15 protein-coding genes, 2 tRNA genes and 1 pseudogene are annotated in these 19,186 nt (G+C 61.9%); 8 read left to right on the top strand and 10 right to left on the bottom strand.

The features are described from left to right. Nucleotides 1–143: 143 nt before the first annotated feature. On the bottom strand, nucleotides 144–1,382 hold the full coding sequence (locus AB7532_RS23195) for an MFS transporter (protein WP_441237019.1): 1,239 nt from the start codon (nucleotides 1,380–1,382) through the stop codon (nucleotides 144–146). 155 nt (nucleotides 1,383–1,537) lie between these two features. Here AB7532_RS23195 and AB7532_RS23200 point away from each other — a divergent pair, with 155 nt between their 5' ends. Continuing rightward, complete coding sequence (locus tag AB7532_RS23200) at nucleotides 1,538–2,788, top strand: NupC/NupG family nucleoside CNT transporter (RefSeq protein ID WP_441237020.1); 1,251 nt, start codon at nucleotides 1,538–1,540, stop codon at nucleotides 2,786–2,788. A gap of 107 nt (nucleotides 2,789–2,895) precedes the next feature. On the opposite strand, the gene AB7532_RS23205 is transcribed toward AB7532_RS23200, so the two are convergent. After that, nucleotides 2,896–3,435 carry a cupin domain-containing protein gene (locus tag AB7532_RS23205; protein ID WP_441237021.1) on the bottom strand — a complete coding sequence of 180 codons (540 nt, stop codon included), beginning with the start codon at nucleotides 3,433–3,435 and terminating at the stop codon, nucleotides 2,896–2,898. Between the two features lie 175 nt (nucleotides 3,436–3,610). Next, entirely contained in the window at nucleotides 3,611–3,898 is a 288-nt protein-coding gene (locus AB7532_RS23210) for an usg protein (RefSeq protein WP_441237022.1), read from the bottom strand. A gap of 379 nt (nucleotides 3,899–4,277) precedes the next feature. On the opposite strand from AB7532_RS23210, the gene AB7532_RS23215 reads away from it, so the two are divergent. Both AB7532_RS23215 and groL read left to right on the top strand, forming a co-directional pair. Next, nucleotides 4,278–4,592, top strand: coding sequence for a co-chaperone GroES (locus AB7532_RS23215; RefSeq protein ID WP_441237023.1), 315 nt, complete (start codon nucleotides 4,278–4,280; stop codon nucleotides 4,590–4,592). Nucleotides 4,593–4,637: 45 nt separating this feature from the next. Next, nucleotides 4,638–6,278, top strand: coding sequence for a chaperonin GroEL (gene groL, locus AB7532_RS23220; protein WP_441237024.1), 1,641 nt, complete (start codon nucleotides 4,638–4,640; stop codon nucleotides 6,276–6,278). Between the two features lie 192 nt (nucleotides 6,279–6,470). Here groL and AB7532_RS23225 read toward each other — a convergent pair whose 3' ends face one another. After that, a complete protein-coding gene (locus tag AB7532_RS23225; protein WP_441237025.1) occupies nucleotides 6,471–8,732 on the bottom strand; it encodes a hypothetical protein in 2,262 nt (753 codons plus the stop codon). Between the two features lie 137 nt (nucleotides 8,733–8,869). On the opposite strand from AB7532_RS23225, the pseudogene AB7532_RS23230 reads away from it, so the two are divergent. Together AB7532_RS23230 and AB7532_RS23235 are read left to right on the top strand one after the other, a co-directional pair. Continuing rightward, a pseudogene (locus tag AB7532_RS23230) lies at nucleotides 8,870–9,407 on the top strand (TCP-1/cpn60 chaperonin family protein); the annotation flags it as partial. Between the two features lie 804 nt (nucleotides 9,408–10,211). After that, nucleotides 10,212–11,294: a restriction endonuclease gene (locus AB7532_RS23235; RefSeq protein ID WP_441237026.1), complete on the top strand. Its 1,083-nt coding sequence runs from the start codon at nucleotides 10,212–10,214 to the stop codon at nucleotides 11,292–11,294. A gap of 51 nt (nucleotides 11,295–11,345) precedes the next feature. Here AB7532_RS23235 and lepB read toward each other — a convergent pair whose 3' ends face one another. The 5 genes from lepB to AB7532_RS23260 form a co-directional block, all read right to left on the bottom strand. Beyond that, the gene (gene lepB, locus AB7532_RS23240; RefSeq protein ID WP_441237027.1) at nucleotides 11,346–12,089 is read right to left on the bottom strand and encodes a signal peptidase I; all 744 of its coding nucleotides are present in this window, start codon (nucleotides 12,087–12,089) and stop codon (nucleotides 11,346–11,348) included. A 156-nt stretch (nucleotides 12,090–12,245) separates the two neighbouring features. Further along, nucleotides 12,246–13,397, bottom strand: coding sequence for an SPFH domain-containing protein (locus AB7532_RS23245; RefSeq protein ID WP_441237028.1), 1,152 nt, complete (start codon nucleotides 13,395–13,397; stop codon nucleotides 12,246–12,248). Nucleotides 13,398–13,730: 333 nt separating this feature from the next. Next, nucleotides 13,731–13,798, bottom strand: a tRNA-Asn gene (locus tag AB7532_RS23250). Between the two features lie 5 nt (nucleotides 13,799–13,803). Then, nucleotides 13,804–13,872 (bottom strand) — tRNA-Leu (locus AB7532_RS23255). A 193-nt stretch (nucleotides 13,873–14,065) separates the two neighbouring features. Beyond that, nucleotides 14,066–14,905 carry a LysR family transcriptional regulator gene (locus tag AB7532_RS23260; RefSeq protein ID WP_441237029.1) on the bottom strand — a complete coding sequence of 280 codons (840 nt, stop codon included), beginning with the start codon at nucleotides 14,903–14,905 and terminating at the stop codon, nucleotides 14,066–14,068. Between the two features lie 127 nt (nucleotides 14,906–15,032). Here AB7532_RS23260 and AB7532_RS23265 point away from each other — a divergent pair, with 127 nt between their 5' ends. From AB7532_RS23265 to AB7532_RS23275, 3 genes are all read left to right on the top strand, one after another. Then, the gene (locus tag AB7532_RS23265) at nucleotides 15,033–15,626 is read left to right on the top strand and encodes a cysteine hydrolase family protein (RefSeq protein ID WP_441237030.1); all 594 of its coding nucleotides are present in this window, start codon (nucleotides 15,033–15,035) and stop codon (nucleotides 15,624–15,626) included. 12 nt (nucleotides 15,627–15,638) lie between these two features. After that, nucleotides 15,639–16,268: a glutathione S-transferase family protein gene (locus AB7532_RS23270; protein ID WP_441237031.1), complete on the top strand. Its 630-nt coding sequence runs from the start codon at nucleotides 15,639–15,641 to the stop codon at nucleotides 16,266–16,268. 109 nt (nucleotides 16,269–16,377) lie between these two features. Further along, nucleotides 16,378–17,730, top strand: coding sequence for a caspase family protein (locus tag AB7532_RS23275; RefSeq protein ID WP_441237032.1), 1,353 nt, complete (start codon nucleotides 16,378–16,380; stop codon nucleotides 17,728–17,730). A gap of 18 nt (nucleotides 17,731–17,748) precedes the next feature. On the opposite strand, the gene AB7532_RS23280 is transcribed toward AB7532_RS23275, so the two are convergent. Next, nucleotides 17,749–19,185, bottom strand: coding sequence for an NAD-dependent succinate-semialdehyde dehydrogenase (locus AB7532_RS23280; RefSeq protein WP_441237033.1), 1,437 nt, complete (start codon nucleotides 19,183–19,185; stop codon nucleotides 17,749–17,751). Between the last annotated feature and the right edge of the window lies 1 nt (nucleotide 19,186).

A 19,186-nucleotide genomic window follows, 5' to 3' on the forward strand; every position in this document is an offset into this window, starting at 1 on the left:
TGCCCCGGACGCAGCGCGGCATGCAATGACGCGCTGCTGAGCCGGGGCCCATGCCTCGACAAGTTCGTTCCTGGCCTTCTGGGTCCCGGCTCTGCGGCGCACCGCTATGCGCTGCACCGCGTCCGGGACACGAGACCTTCCGCCTACTCCAGACTCTCCACCTTCCGCAGGCTTGGAAACAGCTTCATCCACAACAGCGCCACTGCGACCGTGCAGACGCCGCCGAGGACTGCAGCGGGCATGGCACCGAACAATGCCGCCGCCACGCCGCTCTCGAACTGGCCGAGCTGGTTCGAGGCGTTGATGAAGAGGAAATTCACGGCGCCGACGCGGCCGCGCATCTCGTCGGGCGTTGCCAACTGCACCAGCGAGAAGCGGATCACGACGCTGATCGTGTCGGCCGCGCCGAGCACGGCGAGCGCGAGCACCGACAGCCACATCCACGACGACAGCGCGAACACGATGGTGGCGACGCCGAAAACGATCACGGCCTGGAACATGCGCAGGCCGACATGCCTGGAGATGGCGTGACGCGCCAGCACCATCGTCATCAGAAGCGCACCGACCGCGGGCGCGGCGCGCAAGATCCCGAGCCCCACCGGACCGGTCTGGAGGATATCGCGGGCATAGATCGGCAACAGCGCGGTGACGCCGCCGAACAGCACCGCGAACAGATCGAGCGAGATGGTGCCGAGGATCGCCGGATTGCTGCGGATGAAGCGGACGCCGGCGAAGATGTTGTCCGCGTCCGTCCCTGCCTTGGCGACCGCCTGCGGGCGCGGCCGGAGGAAGCCGGTCAGGATCATCCCGAGAATCCAGAACAGCAGCATCATGGCATAGGCGAGATGCGGCGCGATCGCATAGGCAAAGCCGCCGAGCGCGGGGCCGGCGATGGTCGCGACCTGCCCCGCACCGCTCGCAACCGCCGTGGCGCGCTGGAGCGATCCCTGCGGCGCAATCGCCGGCAGCAGCGCCGCGGTGGTCGGGCTCTCGAAGGCACCGGCAATGCCGAGCACGAAGGTCGCGATGAAGATCTGGACTTCGCTGACCGCGCCAAGATAGGTGAGGACGCCAAGATAAAGCGCGATCGCGGCTTCCACGAGCTGGCAGAGCTGAACCACGCGCTTGCGCTCGAAACGGTCGGCGGCGTGGCCCGCGACGAACACCAGAAGCGCCGTGGGCAGGAATTGCACGAGGCCGACCATGCCGAGGTCGAAGGCCGAGCCGGTGAGATCGTAGATCTGCCAGCCGATCGCGACCGCCGCAATCTGGCTGGAGAAGCGTGACAGGCTGCGCGAGAGCACGAAGAGCAGGAAGGCGCGGTGGCTGAGGAGCTCGCCGGCGGTCACCGGCGGATTTATGGCTATTGGCTGCTCTGGCATCGCCTGTTGGGTCACCCCTGACCGTCGCTCCTGTGGACGTGCGCTCCGCGTGGCTGACGCAGACCGGCTTGTCAACAGCGGGCGGCCCTGGTGGCCTTCCGGCATTGCGTTTGCAGCGCAGGCGCGGCCATAATCATTGGGGGTTTGGGGACATCATGCTGCGGCTGCAATCGGCACTCGGCGTTTTCGCATTGCTGGCGATCGCTTTCGCGCTGGCGGAGAATCGTCGCGCCGTCTCGTGGCGGCAGGCGGCGATCGGCCTCGTCGCGACCTTCGTCACCGCGTTCGTGCTGCTGAAAGTACCCGTGGTCGCGCGCGCCTTCGGGGCCATCAACGATGCCGTCGGCGCGATCTCGGCGGCCTCGCGCGCCGGCTCCTCTTTCGTGTTCGGTTATATCGGCGGCGGCACCCTGCCCTTCGACGTCAAAGTGCCGGGCGCGGACTTCATCTTGGCGTTCCAGGCGCTGCCGATCGTGCTGGTGATGAGCGTGCTGACGACGCTGCTGTTCTATTGGCGCGTGCTGCCGCCGGTCGTGCGCGGCATGGCCTGGCTGCTGGAGCGCACGCTCGGTGTCGGCGGCGCGGTCGGGCTGTCGACCGCCGCCAACATCTTCCTCGGCATGGTCGAGGCGCCACTGTTCGTGCGGCCTTACCTCGCACAGATGACGCGGAGCGAATTGTTTCTGGTGATGACCGGCGGCATGGCCGGGATCGCCGGCACCGTGCTGGTGCTCTATGCGACGCTGCTCGACCCGCTGATTCCGGACGCGCCTGCACATTTCGTCATCGCCTCCGTGATGGGCGCTCCGGCCGCGATCCTCGTCAGCCTCATCATGGTGCCTGAACCATCGGACAAGCGCACCGGCGGCGCGCTGGAAGACCCCGAGATGGAGGTCGCCAGCACGATGGACGCGATCGTGAAAGGCACCACCGCGGGGATCGAGCTGCTGATCAACATCGTTGCGATGCTGCTGGTGCTGGTGGCGCTGGTCTATCTCGTCAACGCCGTCCTCGGCCTGCTGCCGAATGTCGGCGGCGCCGCGATCTCGCTGCAACGCCTGCTCGGCCTCGTGATGGCGCCGGTGTGCTGGCTGATGGGATTACCCTGGGACCAGGCCGTCACCGCCGGCAGCCTGATGGGCACCAAGACCGTGCTCAACGAGCTGATCGCCTACGTCGACTTCTCGAAGCTTTCGCCCGACGCGCTCGATCCGCGCTCGCGCCTGATCATGCTCTACGCGATGTGCGGCTTCGCCAATTTCGCCAGCCTCGGCATCATGATCGGCGGCCTCGGCGTGATGGCGCCGGAGCGGCGCGAGGAGATCAACGCACTCGGGCTGAAGTCGATCGTGTCGGGGACGCTGACGACGTGTTTGATGGGGGCGGTGGTGGGGGTGTTGTCGTAAGTCTCTCCACCGTCATTGCGAGCGAAGCGAATCAATCCAGACTGTGTCCGCGGAAACATTTCTGGATTGCTTCGTCGCTTCGCTCCTCGCAATGACGGGGAGAGAGCTTAGGCCTTCAACTCCGTCGTCTTGAACTCCGCCGGCAGGATCACCTCCAGCAATTCCACATCATCCGAATAGTCGAGGATCATGTGCTTGATCTTCGGCGGCTGGGTCCAGGCGCTGCCTTCCTGCATCAAGGTCTCGCCCTCTCCTTCCATGTAGGTCTTCACCCAGCCCTTCAGCACGTAGACCATCTGGAAGTCGACGTGGTGGAGGTGCAGCTTCGACACCTCGGCCGGATCGCAGGGGCCTTGCAGCCGGATCACGTGCGCCTGCGCGAGGCCGTGGCTGGCGGCGGCGATACCGAGGTCGCGGTATTTTGCGTAGGTCCGCAGGCCGTCGGCTTTGAAATCTTCCTCGCGGTGATGGCTGATGGCGATGCGCTGCCTGGGACGTGAGGGTTTTTTCGGAGCGGTCTTGGCGGGCGCAGTGCGCGGCTTCGCCTTCACGGCCTTGCGTGCGGAGGATCGCGCGGCGGACTTGGTGCTGCTTCGCTTCCTCACCGCGGTCTGGGCTGCGCTGCGCAATTTTGTTTTCTTGGCCATGGACCGGCCTCCCCTGTTGTTATGGCGAGAGGCTAACAGAAACGAGATGCCGTAGGGTGAGCAAAGCGAAGCGTGCCCACCTTCCGCGTGCAATCGGAAAGAGATCGTGGGCACGGCGCTTGCGCACCTTTGCCCACCCTACGAAACCGGCGGTCGTTGCGAGACCGGTGCTCTCTCAATGCAGCCTGAACACGCCATCCACGGCGCGGAGCTCGGCCGGCTTGATCAGCTTCGAGTGCGCGACGGTCACCGAGAACAGCGGGCCGTCGAGCCTCTCCTGCCAGAACGCGAGGAAGTCGGTCAGCGCCGGAAATTTCGGGAACAGATCGTAGTTCTGCCAGACATAGGTCTGAAGCAGCGAGCGATGATCCGGCATCCGGTAGAGAATTTGCGCCGTCGTCAGCCCGTAACCCAACACCTGTTTCCGGAAATCGTCGGAAACAACCCCAACCCGCGAGACCATGCCAACCTCCTTTGCAGGAGCGCATATTCAGGGGTGGCTTGCCGGTACGCTGCTTGAAGAGCCACCCGGAAACGATGCGCTCACATGAGAGAAATGTGACGCAAACTGACAATCCATCTCAAGCCCAAAAGTTTAACAAGCTGTTGAAATTCAATGCGTTAGCAGCAGAGCACGCTCCGTGCTAATACGGCCCCGCCATCCGGTTAACGATGGTAAAGGAATTTGGCACCCTGGCCTTCAGAGTGCCGAATTTTCTGCTAGAAGCCCTTGCCCCCGCAAAATTCCTGTCCTATTTGAGCTTCACCCGCATTGGCACTCGCGGGCACTGATTGCCAACATCCTTAAAACATCAATCTGAGCAACTGCTTAGGAGAGCTGCATGAAATTCCGTCCGCTTCACGACCGCGTCGTGGTCAAGCGTATCGACGCAGAAGAGAAGACCGCCGGCGGCATCATCATCCCCGACTCTGCCAAGGAAAAGCCCTCGCAGGGTGAAGTCGTCGCTGTTGGCCCCGGTGGCCGCGACGAAGCCGGCAAGCTGATCCCGATCGACCTGAAGGTCGGCGACCGCGTGCTGTTCGGCAAGTGGTCCGGTACCGAGGTCAAGATCGACAACGTCGATCTGCTGATCATGAAGGAAAGCGACATCATGGGCGTCCTCGACGTCCCCGCTTCCAAGAAGAAGGCGGCCTAAGAGCCCCTCTCTCCATCCCGTCAAAACCTTAAGGAAAAAATCCACATGGCAGCCAAAGAAGTCAAATTCTCGGTTGAAGCGCGCGACAAGATGCTGCGCGGCGTCGACATTCTCGCCAACGCGGTGAAGGTCACGCTCGGTCCGAAGGGCCGTAACGTCGTGCTCGACAAGTCGTTCGGCGCTCCCCGCATCACCAAGGACGGCGTCACCGTCGCCAAGGAGATCGAGCTCGAGGACAAGTTCGAGAACATGGGCGCGCAGATGGTGCGCGAAGTCGCTTCCAAGTCCGCTGACGCGGCCGGCGACGGCACCACCACCGCCACCGTGCTCGCCCAGGCGATCGTGCGTGAAGGCGCCAAGTCGGTTGCCGCCGGCATGAACCCGATGGACCTCAAGCGCGGTATCGACCTCGCGGTCGAAGCCGTCGTTGCGGACCTCGTCAAGAACTCCAAGAAGGTCACCTCGAACGAGGAAATCGCCCAGGTCGGCACCATCTCGGCGAACGGCGATGTCGAAATCGGCAAGTTCCTCTCCGACGCCATGAAGAAGGTCGGCAACGAGGGTGTCATCACCGTCGAGGAAGCCAAGTCGCTCGAGACCGAGCTCGACGTCGTCGAGGGCATGCAGTTCGACCGCGGCTACATCTCGCCCTACTTCGTCACCAACGCCGACAAGATGCGCGTTGAGATGGACGACGCCTACATCCTCATCAACGAGAAGAAGCTCTCCTCGCTGAACGAGCTGCTGCCGCTGCTCGAGGCCGTGGTGCAGACCGGCAAGCCGCTGGTGATCGTCGCCGAGGACGTCGAAGGCGAGGCTCTTGCCACGCTCGTCGTGAACCGCCTCCGTGGCGGCCTCAAGGTTGCGGCCGTCAAGGCTCCGGGCTTCGGCGATCGCCGCAAGGCCATGCTGCAGGACATCGCGATCCTGACCGGCGGCCAGGCGATCTCGGAAGATCTCGGCATCAAGCTCGAGAACGTCACGCTCAACATGCTCGGTCGCGCCAAGAAGGTGATGATCGACAAGGAGAACACCACGATCGTCAACGGCGCCGGCAAGAAGGCCGACATCGAGGCGCGCGTGGCCCAGATCAAGGCGCAGATCGAGGAAACCACCTCGGACTACGACCGTGAGAAGCTCCAGGAGCGTCTTGCCAAGCTCGCTGGCGGCGTCGCGGTGATCCGCGTCGGCGGCGCGACCGAGGTCGAGGTGAAGGAGCGCAAGGATCGCGTTGATGACGCGATGCATGCGACCCGCGCGGCTGTCGAGGAAGGCATCGTCCCGGGCGGCGGCGTCGCCCTGCTCCGTGCTTCCGAGCAGCTCAAGGGCCTGCGCACCAAGAACGACGACCAGAAGACCGGCGTCGAGATCGTGCGCAAGGCGCTGTCGGCTCCCGCTCGCCAGATCGCGATCAACGCCGGTGAAGACGGCTCGGTGATCGTCGGCAAGGTGCTGGAGAACAAGACCTACGCGTTCGGCTTCGACTCCCAGACCGGCGAATACGGCGACCTCGTCAAGAAGGGCATCATCGACCCGACCAAGGTGGTCCGTACCGCGATCCAGAACGCAGCCTCGGTTGCGGCCCTGCTGATCACCACGGAAGCCATGGTCGCCGAGCTGCCCAAGAAGGGCGGCGCCGGCCCCGCAATGCCCCCGGGCGGCGGCATGGGCGGCATGGACTTCTAAGGCGACGAAGTCGTCCCGGACGCAGTGCAGCGCGAAGCGGTGCACTGCAGATCCGGGATCTCGCTCTACAACTACGAAACCCCGGCAGCGATGCCGGGGTTTTTGTTTTTGAGTTTCGTCCGGAAGTACGAAGCTACGCTTGCTTGCGTCGATGGGCCTCGGCAGCAGCGTCCATCAAGAGGCGAGGTGCTATCATGCGGCAAGGGACTTAATTTCACCTCCGGATTCCGCAATTGCATCTTGAAGTATCACATACAGCTTGTCCAAGAAATCGCGCGCATCTTGCGTCATCGCCGCACTCATATGAGGAGCGGCTTCGTGATGGATATCGTTGATCAAATCGGCTCGAAGGCTCGCCGAGCCTTTCCCTGAGAATTGGTACGCTTCCCTCCATCTGGACAACTGATCGTCACGAAGCCTCGTAGATACAAGATCATGCAGCTTTGAAAATACAAGCTGACGTATTGGATCGAGCGCAGCCTCCCGCTCTTCATCGTTAGCTGGCACTCCCCTCCATTCGGCCGGTCGATCAAGCCATTTGGCAGCCTCTTCTTGCAGACAGCCAAGGAGATCAGCTACGGGACGGAGATTACTGTACTCATCCACTCCATTTGCCAGCCGCCGACTGAGCGCCTTAATGCGCGTCCAATGTTCCTTTGAGACGCCGTCGTGATAACCAAGGCCTAGTCGCCCGTGCCAAGGGTTTCTGAAGGCATCAATCGCATCTCTCATTGCGATCTCAAGGCCCTTAAACTGATAGACCGGCGCAACCGTGACGGCCGCCGATGGAGCGATCGCGTCCTGTACGATTTTCAGAAGCTTCAAAAGTTCCTTGATGAAGCCCGCTGGAATCTTATTAGTCGGCCGATCTAATCCACCAAGAAACACAGAATTCCTCTCAATCTGTCGATCTAACGTGCCGGCTATCCCCGATCCAATGCTATCGCGAATACTTGAGATGGCATTTTTGATCGATGCCGTCACGTGATCCGTCTTTTGAGCAAAAGTAGAGAGATTCGCACCCTTCACCTGGTCGAAGTGAGTGAACGCAACAGCCAGCTTTCGCGAAAATCCGCTGGTACCAACGGTACGCAGCAACGCCAACGGGGCGGCCTGCATTGGCTGCTGCGCATTGTCGACAAGAAGTATCACATCCACCGATTCGAATTTTTGCGTGATGCGCGTCGACACAGATGAAGCGTCGTTCGCGGTATGACCAATTCCTTCGCCGTCAATTAAGACAAGCTTCGGTTGGCCTGCCTCATCAAACTCAGGATAAAATGGCCCGCGCACCCGAATGCCATCGACCAAAGGCGTGAGAAGCCTTCCAAATTGGAGATGATGATTGCTGGCGAACCACCTTACACTGGAGAGAAACTTCGTGCGGTCAGCCTCAGCATACGTCCAACACGTCGGCCACTCTGAGACAGCACGCTCGATGACCCCGGCCGACACCATATCAAATCGACGCGCGATATCTTCCATGAGGTCGAGCCCGAGCTCCGCGAACGCACCATCGTAAAAAATTTCATTTGCAAAGATTTCAAGCCAAGCAGCACGATCATCTGCCGACATTTCCGATCTCAGCTCACCTAGTTCTCGCTTCACTCTAGCTTCCACGGCGGAGACAACCGTACCGATTGCCAACAGATAACGCTCCAAGCGCCCTCGATTCTCTTCTTGCTCCTTACCGCTCACCATTTCATCGGGAGCAATTTCGACAACCTCAGCGGACTCGTCATCGAACGAAAATTCATCGTCGTCATGCTTGCTCTGCGAAGAGGAATACCCTCCCAGCACATAGGAAAGCCGGAATCTCTGCTCTTCATGTTGAAGCAGGGCCGCCATAATTTTTGCGGGCGGACTACCCTGCACGGCCTCAAGACATGCGGCCTCGAGACATTCGTCGATGTATGCACGCACCTGATGCTCGGGCATGAATGTGACCACGGCCTCAAAGCCGCCATCCGAGGTAACGATCTCCGTATCGGCAGTTGTCGTCTTAGCAGTAGACGTTGAGGGGAAGCGATCCAACTCGTGATCTGAGCCAATGAGATGGCGAAGGAGCGTGGTCTTCCCCGCTCCAGTGGTCCCGAGCAACAGCGCGCGGCTATATCCATCGGTCGCTGTCGGCAACGGAATTACTTGATCTCGCTTCGCGACCGAATTGAAGGATCCGGTCTCCATTCCCTCGAAGAAGATGGACACCACGACCGGATCAAATAGATGATTGGCATCCTTGCTCTTGTCCCCATTCCACCACGCCTCGTCCGCCAAGAGGGTATTCAACTGACTGACCAGTTCGTCGGCCCGCGCATCGTCGGCCGTACCCAGCCCCTTTCTTACCTTCAGCCCCTTCTTGTTCTTGCTGTCAGTCCGAACCGGGTGACGGAACGTGACGCTCCAACCGGGACGGTTTGAGCGAACTTTTGTTGCGGTGAAGCGTAAAGCCATTTTCTCCTCCGTTGTTCTGCGTTGTTCCTGCTTACCAATTTGCAATCACGCCGTCAAGAACAACGCAGAACAACATTCTGCGAAGCCGAAATGCTAAATATACCAAATAGTTAGGTCATCTTTCTGCGACGCTCCAAGAGGAGCGTCTTGCCAAGCTCGCTGGCGGCGATCCGCGTCGGCGGCGCGACCGAGGTCGAGGTGAAGGAGCGCAAGGATCGCGTTGATGACGCGATGCATGCGACCCGCGCGGCTGTCGAGGAAGGCGTTGTCCCGGGCGGCGGCGTCGCCCTGCTCCGTGCCTCCGAGCAGCTCAAGGGCCTGCGCACCAAGAACGACGACCAGAAGACCGGCGTCGAGATCGTACGCAAGGCGCTGTCGGCTCCCGCTCGCCAGATCGCGATCAACGCCGGTGAAGACGGCTCGGTGATCGTCGGCAAGGTGCTGGAGAACAAGACCTACGCTTACGGCTTCGACTCCCAGACCGGCGAATATGTCGACCTCGTCAAGAAGGGCATCATCGACCCGACCAAGGTGGTCCGTACCGCGATCCAGAACGCTGCCTCGGTTGCAGCCCTGCTGATCACCACGGAAGCCATGGTCGCCGAGCTGCCCAAGAAGGGCGGCGCAGGTCCCGCGATGCCCCCGGGTGGCGGCATGGGCGGCATGGACTTCTGATCCAGCCGTTCAGGCAAACGACGAAATGCGAAACCCCGGCAGCGATGCCGGGGTTTTTGTTTGAGATAAGTGTCTATGATCTAGCTATACTCAATTTATAATTGCACCAAGTGAGAGGACATCACTTGCAAGCGGACGATGTACGCACTCTCGTTCGAACCGTTGAATGCGGTGCCGCAGCGGATTGCCCATTCTGCATCGGTCGAATGATCGCCTCTGTCTCCGTCGGCGACCGGATCGTCTTCCTTCAGGGCTCAAATGCTGGAAGAGAGGCAACCGTAACGGCCGAACGAGGCTTCAACGACGGCGAATTTCTCGTACACTTCGATCTTGAACCCCAAGAGCACCAGAGCAGAGTAATTTACAATCTGGATAGATTTTCCTTTGCCCCGATTGAAAGCATTCCGGATTGGTTGTGCCACCTTTCGACTGACGACCTGTCGGCGCTCGACGAAGCAATTGTGCAGACCTCGGTCCTATTCCGACACCACTCCGGCTGGTCAATAGACGTACTCATACCAATACTCAGCACTATTCGAAGCCGACGACTTCCCGTAGCTGGCACCGATCTTTGGCCAACCCTAGAGGCCCACGGATGGCCCACTGCCACAAGAGACGATTTTGAAGATCGCCTTGCTTTCGCGATTGAAACTTTAGTTGCGATGGTTGGAAGACCAGCCATAAGACGCAAGCTAGTTCCTCCAATGTCAATCGGACGTTATCGGCCACAAGCTCATCGCGGAAGATCATCCCCCTAGCGAAGCATAAGGCCCGAACATTTATGGATTCGGAATGGATTGAATTATGATAAGCGAAGACGAGTATTTAGAACGAATTGTAGCCGGAATTCATTTCGTCACCTCCGACAATGCTGAAATTTCATGGAATGAAAAAATCAACGGACGTCAATTCGATGTCGTCGTTCGATTCAAATTAGGCACGCTATCATATCTCGTTCTAATTGAAGTAAAGAACCGATCAAGGAAAGCCTCCGCATCAGATCTTGAAGCCTTTGCGCTCAAAGCTCGCGACCATCTCGCCAGCAAATCGGTCTTCGTGACAACGGCAGGCTTTCAAAGTGGAGCACTCGACGTCGCTAAACGACACGGAGTCGATCTTTTCACGGTATCCTTCGCGGACAAACCCCAACTCGCGAAGCAGGGGAGTTGGATCACTCTCAGAAAAACGGAAGACACCGCTCCGCCATACATTGAGGTTGGAGAAGCGCAGACTGTCAACCAAATCGAAAAAATCACTCTTCTGTATTTCGGCGGGCAAGCCGTCACGTTTCCTGACGAACCGTCGCAAATGATGTACTACGCAGCGAAAAGCAAGCTGTCGGACGGGCGAACGCTACATGACGTACTTCAAGCAGTATTCATTCCTCACCTTGAACTGACTAAGAGCTATTCTGGCAAGTTTGACTTTCGACCACCACTCGAACTTCAGCCACCAGATGAGCTATTCTATCGTGCGGGCTTACTGAGCGGCATAACTTACGAAGCAACTGCACGCCTCGGACGTCCCATCAAGGGCAACGCTCAGATTGAACCGACCGCTTTCAGTTCGCCCGTCGTCTACACGGACGTGATAGCTGGCCAGACAACTGAGTTTAACCTGAGCACGCTCCCACTTGGGGACGCAAGCGCTACACCCGATCGGTATTATCTTCTACTCAATCCACTGAGATATTTCTACTGCGCGTCGATCGACCGCACCAAAATTACTTGGCATCTAATCGAAAGCTTTCAGAATGCAACTCTTGTCAGAGGAACGTTCACACAGGACCTGAAATATTCTCGATTTTATGTTCCTGTAACCGACATACAGACGCTCAAGCGGCTAAGAGTTAGGCTAGATCTGTACAATGCTCTGCGCTCAAAGTGAGCTAACGACGCGAACTGTCCAGGCTTTCGCACCGCCCGGAATAACTCCCCCTCACCGCACCTTCCCCATCCGCTCGAAGCGCGGCTCGCCGTCGTCGTCGAGGGACCAGATGATCCGCGTCACTCGGCCGACGAGATTGTCCATCGGGATAAAGCCCATCGTGGCCATCACGCGGCTGTCGGTGGAGTTGTCGCGGTTGTCGCCGAGCACGAAGAAGTGGCCTAGCGGGACCGTGAAGACGCCGGTGTTGTCGTAATAGCCATTGTCGACGCAGTCGTAGGTGACGTAGGACGCGCCGTTCGGCAGCGTCTCGCGCCAATTCCTGACTTTCGCGTCGTCGGCGCCGCAGGCGTCTTCACCGTCTACCTCCTTCAGCGCGACACGCGTCACCGGCCTGTCGTTGAGGACAAGTTGCCCCTGCCGCATCTGGATGCGGTCGCCGGGCAGACCCACCACGCGCTTGACGTAGTCGACCGAAGTGTCCTTTGGCGTCCGGAACACCACGACGTCGCCACGCTCGGGCTCCGCGGCGAAGACGCGGTGCGTGATCAGCGAGGATGCGAAGGGAAACGAATAGGGCCCGTATCCATAGGCGCCCTTCGACGCAAAGACATAGTCGCCGGTCATCAGCGTCGGCGTCATCGAGCCGGAAGGGATGCTGAACGGCTGATACAGGAAGAATCGAAACAGGAACGGCGGCGACCACAGGAAGGGCACGAGCAGGATCAGGACGACGATCGCCTTCCATTCCCGCGACCTGGCCTGTGGGCGGATCGATTGTTCAAGAGTGGTCATGCGCCTGCCTGATCGAGATCGTCGTCGCGAGATTACGCAACCTTCGCGCGCGCGCAATCCCCTCTCAGGATATTGGTCGCAGGGGCGCGCTCACGCGTTCACGGCTAGCAAATACAACAAAAATATGAAGGGCCGCCCGTGGGCGGCCCTTCCGTTTCACGTGCTCTCGGGCGCCTTCAGGCGCACGAGCTTGGTCAGGAGGGCATCGAGACCCTCGCCGTTGCCGGCGTGGAGATCGATGCGGCCGACCTTCTCGACCAGCCGCTCCAGCGACTCCAGCTCCTTGAGCCGCAGCAGCAGCGGGTTCTCCTCCATCAGGCGGGCGGTGTTCAGAAGCGAACGCGTCGCCGCGGTCTCCTCCTGCCGGCGGATCAGGTTCGCCTTCGCGACCCGCTCCGCTTCCACCACCTTGTTCACCAGCTCCCGGATCTCGCCGGGCAGGATCACGTCCTTGACGCCGAGCTCGGTGACCTCGACGCCGGAGTCCGCGACGCGTGCACGGACGTAGTCGCGCAGCTCCGCATCCAGCGCCGCCTTCGCAGACAGCACCTCGTCCAGCGTCCGGCCGGCCACCGCCTCGCGGATCGCGAACTGCACCAACCGGTACAGCCACGCATCCACGTCGGGCACCGTCGCCACCGTGCGCTCGGGATCAACCACCCGACGGAACGCCGTCAACGTCACCCGCAGCGCGATGCGATCCTTGGTCAGCATCTCCTGCGCCGTGATCTCGACCGCCTGGGGCCGCAGGTCGAGGCGCTTCACCTCGATCTTGCGGCCGACGGTCCAGAAGGCGTGCCGGCCGGCCGCGAGCCGCTCCACGAGCCGGCCCTCGACATAGAGCAGGCCCGCCTCGTGGTTCTCGACCACCGCCTCCATCGAGACGGTCGACCGGTTGCGCTCGATCATGGTCAGATGCCGCGCGCCGATCCTGACATCGCTCGACACATCGATGCGCTCGACATCGATGCGGGTCGCGACCTTCCAGTAGACGCGCACCTGCCAGGGCGTCATCAGATGCATGGGCCGGCCGTCGAGGCTGACGATGGCAACCTCGTCCGCCGTCGTCTCCACAGCCTCGAACAGTTCGGCTGCGAGATCAGGGCGCGCGGCCTTCAGCACCGCGTAGCGATCCGCGGGGAATTCGGTCGCCACGACATTGTACACGGTCGCCGTCAGCTCGTTGCGCAGGTCGAACAGGCGATGCCGTCCCGGCGCGAGCACGCGCTCGAGCTGGCCGTTTCGCGTGAGTAGTGCGCGCTCACCGTCCTTCACGGTGATCTTGGTTGTCAGCAAATGCCAGTCCATGGCACGCCTCCTTCGTTTGCGCCCGGCCGGATGCCGGACAACAGGTTTCGTTTGCAAAGGACGTAAGGACGCGGACGACGCTTCCTGTGACATCGGCGGACCGGGGTGTGAGCTTGCACGACGACGGGCGCACGCGCGCGATCGCCCGACGGGTGCCGAGCGGTCGTGCGGAGCCCACCCGGCATCAACGCAAGCGGTATCTACCCGCGGCGCGAAGCCGGTCTCACAGTGTTGTTGTTCGGACGAAAGCCTTTTGGGCAATGCGGCCGGACGGCAACTGAAGCGCGCGTCCGGTCCTCTTCAGAGGTGTCAGTTTTTCAGGCTGACCCGTAGCGCTGGAGCGGGATTCGAACCCGCGTCACGATGATTAACAGTCATCTGCTCTACCAAGCTGAGCTATCCTTTGTGCAAGAGACCGGAATCGAACCGATGCCTTCGGGTTTTACCCCGACGCTCTCCATGAGCTACGTCCCGCGTTTGGCCTTCATTCGGCGGAACACGAAACCGGAGACCGGATCGCGCCAGCCGGGATCTCAACGAGCCCGGACACATGGCCTAGCGAAGGAGCGCGTCAATAGACTAAGCACGTTCGGGTTGCAAGGCCCATCGCAAAGTTTTTTCGTCGCGCACCACATACTGTGACGCGATGAGCACAACGCGATGTGACGTCAGGCGCGCGACATGTCCTGAAAGCACGCCCTCACCCAGTCGATCGTTACACGCGTCGCGGGATCGCGCTTGAGGTGGTTCTGCACCAGGAGCCACACGTCGCGACGTCTCGGCAACAGCGTCGCGCGCAAGCCGCGGTCGGCGAGCAGTTCGCCGCAGCTGTGCTCGGGCAGCACGCCGATGGCCTGATGCGACTGGATCATGGTGCGGGCAATGCGGACATTGTCGGTGATACAGCGCGCGTTTGTCAGCCGCCTGGCGCGCAAATACTGCGCCTCGGGAATGGCGTCGAGCTCATCGGGAAAGCCGCACACGACGGGCTCCTCGCCGGTGCGATCGACCGGCTCGAAGAAGTACAACCGCATGTCGCCCAGTTTGGAGATGGTGAAGTCGCCCTTGTCCGGCTTGCGCAGGCGGATGGCGAGGTCGGCCTGCCAGCGCGAGAATTTGACGTTGCCGCTGGAGGTCAGAAACGCCAGCGTCAGTCCGGGATGATCGCGCAGGAAGCGGCTCGCGTGCGGCGCCAGCAGCTCCTCGGCGACCGCATTGGTCGAGGCGATGCGCAGGCGGCCGACGGGGCCTGGCTGGTTCTCCTTGATGCGATCGATCGCCGCGACATGCGCGGCCATCGCGCCGACATGCTCCAGCACCGCCTCGCAATGGCGCGTCGGACGGCGCAAGCCGTCCACCGCGTCGAACAGCGGCACGCCGAGGTCGCGCTGGATCCGCGCCAGCCTGCGGCCGACGGTGGTCTCGTCGATGCGCAGCCGCGCGCTGGCGCCGGCATAGGTGCCCTCGTCTCTCACCGCGGCGATGATGCGCAGATCGTCCCAGTTCATCGGGCGAGCCTAGCAGGCGGCGCGGTGTCCTGCAAATTTGCAGCCATATGCTGCAATAGTCCTGCACAATGGCAGGCCGTGGCCGCGCTAGTGTCAGGGCATCCGATTTACCCAGAGGCTGACCAGCATGACCGCTCCCAAGACCCTGCTCGAACTCTCCGGCGCCGATCTCAATCCGCCGAAGCTCTCCGATTCCTGCCTCGTGCTGATCGACATCCAGAATGAATACCGCGCCGGCCCACTCGCCCTGCCCGACGCGGAGCCGGCGATTGCAGTTGCCGCAAAACTGCTCGCGCGTGCACGGCAGAGCGGTGCTACGATCTTCCACATCGCGCACAAGGGCCGCGCGGGAAGCCTGTTCGACCGCGAGGCCGAGCGCGGTGCGATCGTCGAGAGCCTTAAGCCGCTCACGAACGAGGCCGTGATCGAGAAGGGGTTGCCGAACGCGTTTGCCGGCACCGATTTGCAAGCTCGCCTCGCCGCGACCGGCCGCACCAACATCGTGCTGGCGGGCTTCATGACCCATATGTGCGTAAGCTCGACCGCGCGTGCCGCACTCGATCTCGGCCTGCGCATCACGATTGCGGCGGATGCCTGCGCCACGCGCGACCTGCCGGACGGACGCGGCGGTGCACTCTCCGCGAGGACCATTCACGAGGTCGCGCTGGCCGAATTGTCGGACCGCTTCGCGATCATCACGCCAGGCGAAGCACTGACCTGACGGAACGATGCGATGCTGCAACTCTATTTCTTTCCGATGGCCTGCTCGCTTGCCAGCCGCATCGCACTGATGGAGGCCGGCATCGAGGCGCGCTATCACCTCGCCCATATCTGGACGAAGACGGTCGTGGATGACGGCAGCGATTTCCGCGGCGTGTCGCCGAAGGGCGCGGTGCCGGTCCTGGTGCTGGAGAACGGCGAACGGCTGACCGAGAGCGCGGCGGTGCTGCAATACATCGCCGACGCGAAGCCGGAGGCGGGCCTCGCGCCGCGCTTGGGCGATCCCGACCGCTACCGCCTCCAGGAATGGCTGAGTTTTGTCGGCGCCGAGATCCACAAGGCGTTCCTGTTTCCGACCTTCTGGTACAAGGACGATGGCTCTCTGGCCAAGCCGCGAGCCCGGATCACGCACACCTTGGCAGTGCCGTCAGCGCATCTCGCGGACCGCGAATTCCTCGTCGGCGACAGTTTTAGCGTCGCGGATGCCCACCTGACCTGGGCGCTGCTGCTGCTTCGCCCGGCAGGCGTCGACATCGCGCAATGGCCTTCCTTGTTCGCCTATCTCGGCCGCATGCAGGCGCGCCCCGCAGTGCGGGAGGCGATCGCAACCGAGGTGGCGCTGCGCAAAACCCTGACGGCGTGACAGGATGCCACGGCCGCGAAATTTGAGGGTTCCATCGCGAGGGCATTGATGCCGGCGCGGCATGCGCTAATCTCGGGGGATATTTTTTGATTTTTCCCGGACGGCTTTCATGCGCACCCTTTCCAGACTTCATATCTCCGGCATTTTCTTGGCCCTCCTCGCCTGCTGGCTTGACCCCGCTCCCGCATCGGCGGACACGCGGGTCGCGCTGGTGATCGGGAACGGCGCCTATGTCTCGACGGCGCAGCTTCCCAATCCCTCGCACGATGCCGAGGACGTTGCGGCCTCGCTCAAGCGCAGCGGCTTCGAGGTGATCCAGGGCATCGATTTGCGTCAGGCCGACATGCAGGACCTGACCATCCGCTTCGCGCGCGCCGCGAGCAAGGCCGACGTCGCCATGTTCTACTACAGCGGCCACGCCATGCAGTACAACGGCGTGAACTACCTGATGCCTGTCGACGCCGCGCTGACCGACGAAGCCGACCTCAAGCGCTTCGTGCGGGTCGACGACATCATCAACGATTTGCAGCAGGCCAAGAATTTGCGCATCCTCATCCTCGATTCCTGCCGCGACAATCCTCTGGCGGACATGCTCAAGCGCTCCGCCACGCGCGCCGCCTCGGTCGGGCGCGGCCTGTCGAAGGTCGAAGCGCCGCGCGGCACGATCGTGTCGTTCTCGACGCAATCGGGACAGGTCGCCGCCGATGGCACCGGCCGCAACAGTCCCTATACGACCGCGTTCCTGAAGCACATCGAGGAGCCGCAGGAGATCGGCGAGGTCTTTCGCGACATCAGCAGCGACGTCTACGATTCCAGCGGCAAGACCCAGCTTCCGGAGCTGTCGCTGTCGATCATCGGCAAGTTCTATCTGAACGGACCCGTGACGGTTACGGTTGCCCCTGCGGCGCCGCAGGCCGCGCCGAAAGCCGACCCGTGCGCGGCCGCGGAAGCGCACTGGAAGGCCGCCGACGGCATCGGCACGCTGGGTGCCTTCGAGGATCATCTCGCGAGATTCCCGAACTGCATCTTCGCCACGCTCGCCAAGGCGCGCGTTGAAGGGCTGAAGCAGAAGGTGGCGCTGGCGCCCAGCGGCAACGCCAAAACCGCAGGAAGCAAGGATTTTGACGGCAGTTGGGACGTGACCTTGAATTGCCTGGCCACCGGCAAGGCGCAGGGCTTTACCCGGCCCCTGGTCGCCACCGTGACCAACGGTGTGTTTCACGCCGAGGCGCAGGGCCCGGGCAACAATATCAACCGGCTGGAGATCGACGGCCAGATCCCCGCGGACGGCAAGACCACATTGAGCGCGCGCGGCACGACCGGGGCGAGCACGTACACGCTGAATAACCTCGCGCCCGGCTCGCCTTACGCCTTTACGGTCGATGCGCAGTTCGATCGCACCCGCGGCACCGGCAAGCGCAACGAGGCGCGTGCCTGCAATCTGGTGTTCGTGAAGCGGTAGCTGCGCATCACCCAGCGCTCACACGCCGGTCTGGCTGATGAACTTGGTGTTGAAATAACCCTCCATCGCCTCGGTGCCGCCTTCGGAGCCGTAGCCGGAATCCTTGATGCCGCCGAACGGCACTTCGGGCAGCGCGAGCCCAAAACTGTTGATCGACATCATGCCGGCCTCGACCGCCGCGCCGACCGCGGCCGCCGTCCTGGCCGAGCTGGTGAACGCGTAGGACGCAAGGCCGAAGGGCAGACGGTTGGCCTCCTCCACCACCTCGTCGAACGACGAGAAGCGCGAGATCAGCGCGAGCGGGCCGAACGGCTCCTCGTTCATGGCACGGGCATCCTTCGGCACATCGCTCACCACCGTCGGCTCGAAGAAGTGCCCCTTGTTGCCGACGCGCTTGCCGCCGGTCTCGAGCGTCGCGCCCTTGCCGACGGCGTCCTGCACCATGCCTTCGATCGCGGTGACCCGGCGCGGATTGGCGAGCGAGCCCATCTTGGATTCGGGATCGAGGCCGTTACCGACCTTGAACGCCTTGGCGCTGTCAACGAACGTATCGACGAATTCGCGGAACACGTCGTCCTGCACCAGCATCCGCGTCGGCGAGATGCAGACCTGGCCGGCGTTGCGATATTTCGCGGCCGCCAGAATCTTCGCGGCCGACTTCACGTCGGCGTCCTTGAAGATGATCGCCGGCGCGTGGCCGCCGAGCTCCATCGTGGCGCGCTTCATGTGCAGGCCGGCGAGCGCGTTGAGCTGCTTGCCGACATGAGTCGAGCCCGTGAAGGAGATTTTCCTGATCACTGGATGCGGGATCAGATATTCGGAGATTTCCGAGGGCACGCCGTAGACGAGGTTGATGACACCGTCGGGTACACCCGCGTCCGCGAACGCGCGGATGAGCTGCGCCGGCGAAGCCGGTGTCTCCTCCGGCGCTTTCACGATAATCGAGCAGCCGGCGGCGAGCGCGGCCGAGAGCTTGCGCACGACCTGGTTGATCGGGAAATTCCACGGCGTAAACGCCGCCACCGGGCCGACCGGCTCCTTCATCGCGATCTGGTAGATGCCGGGCCCGCGCGCCGGGATCAGCCTTCCATAGGCGCGCTTGGATTCCTCCGCGAACCATTCGATCACGTCCGCGGCGGCCATTGCCTCCATCCTGGCTTCGCCGAGCGTCTTGCCCTGCTCCATCGTCAGCAGCGGCGCGATCTCGTCATTGCGCTCGCGCATGATGGCGGCGGCCTTGCGCATGATCCGGCAGCGCTCGAACGGCGCGACATTGCGCCAGACCTTGAAGCCGGCACTCGCCGCCGCCAACGCCTCGTCGAGGTCGGACTGGCCGGCATGGGCGACGGTCCCGATCACCTCCTCAGTTGCGGGATTGCGGACCTCGATGACTTGGCCCGAATGGGCCGGTCGCCATTTTCCGGCAATGAAAAGCTGGGTGTTCGAATAGGCCAAT

It is taken from the genome of Bradyrhizobium sp. 930_D9_N1_4, from assembly GCF_052076015.1.
Taxonomy (GTDB): Bacteria; Pseudomonadota; Alphaproteobacteria; order Rhizobiales; family Xanthobacteraceae; genus Bradyrhizobium.

What these genes read in the sequence shown, in the direction of transcription:
- AB7532_RS23195 (WP_441237019.1), bottom strand. Translation starts at nt 1,382, where the DNA reads ATGCCAGAGCAGCCAATAGCCATAAATCCGCCGGTGACCGCCGGCGAG.
- AB7532_RS23200 (WP_441237020.1), top strand. Translation starts at nt 1,538, where the DNA reads ATGCTGCGGCTGCAATCGGCACTCGGCGTTTTCGCATTGCTGGCGATC.
- AB7532_RS23205 (WP_441237021.1), bottom strand. Translation starts at nt 3,435, where the DNA reads ATGGCCAAGAAAACAAAATTGCGCAGCGCAGCCCAGACCGCGGTGAGG.
- AB7532_RS23210 (WP_441237022.1), bottom strand. Translation starts at nt 3,898, where the DNA reads ATGGTCTCGCGGGTTGGGGTTGTTTCCGACGATTTCCGGAAACAGGTG.
- AB7532_RS23215 (WP_441237023.1), top strand. Translation starts at nt 4,278, where the DNA reads ATGAAATTCCGTCCGCTTCACGACCGCGTCGTGGTCAAGCGTATCGAC.
- groL (WP_441237024.1), top strand. Translation starts at nt 4,638, where the DNA reads ATGGCAGCCAAAGAAGTCAAATTCTCGGTTGAAGCGCGCGACAAGATG.
- AB7532_RS23225 (WP_441237025.1), bottom strand. Translation starts at nt 8,732, where the DNA reads ATGGCTTTACGCTTCACCGCAACAAAAGTTCGCTCAAACCGTCCCGGT.
- AB7532_RS23235 (WP_441237026.1), top strand. Translation starts at nt 10,212, where the DNA reads ATGATAAGCGAAGACGAGTATTTAGAACGAATTGTAGCCGGAATTCAT.
- lepB (WP_441237027.1), bottom strand. Translation starts at nt 12,089, where the DNA reads ATGACCACTCTTGAACAATCGATCCGCCCACAGGCCAGGTCGCGGGAA.
- AB7532_RS23245 (WP_441237028.1), bottom strand. Translation starts at nt 13,397, where the DNA reads ATGGACTGGCATTTGCTGACAACCAAGATCACCGTGAAGGACGGTGAG.
- AB7532_RS23260 (WP_441237029.1), bottom strand. Translation starts at nt 14,905, where the DNA reads ATGAACTGGGACGATCTGCGCATCATCGCCGCGGTGAGAGACGAGGGC.
- AB7532_RS23265 (WP_441237030.1), top strand. Translation starts at nt 15,033, where the DNA reads ATGACCGCTCCCAAGACCCTGCTCGAACTCTCCGGCGCCGATCTCAAT.
- AB7532_RS23270 (WP_441237031.1), top strand. Translation starts at nt 15,639, where the DNA reads ATGCTGCAACTCTATTTCTTTCCGATGGCCTGCTCGCTTGCCAGCCGC.
- AB7532_RS23275 (WP_441237032.1), top strand. Translation starts at nt 16,378, where the DNA reads ATGCGCACCCTTTCCAGACTTCATATCTCCGGCATTTTCTTGGCCCTC.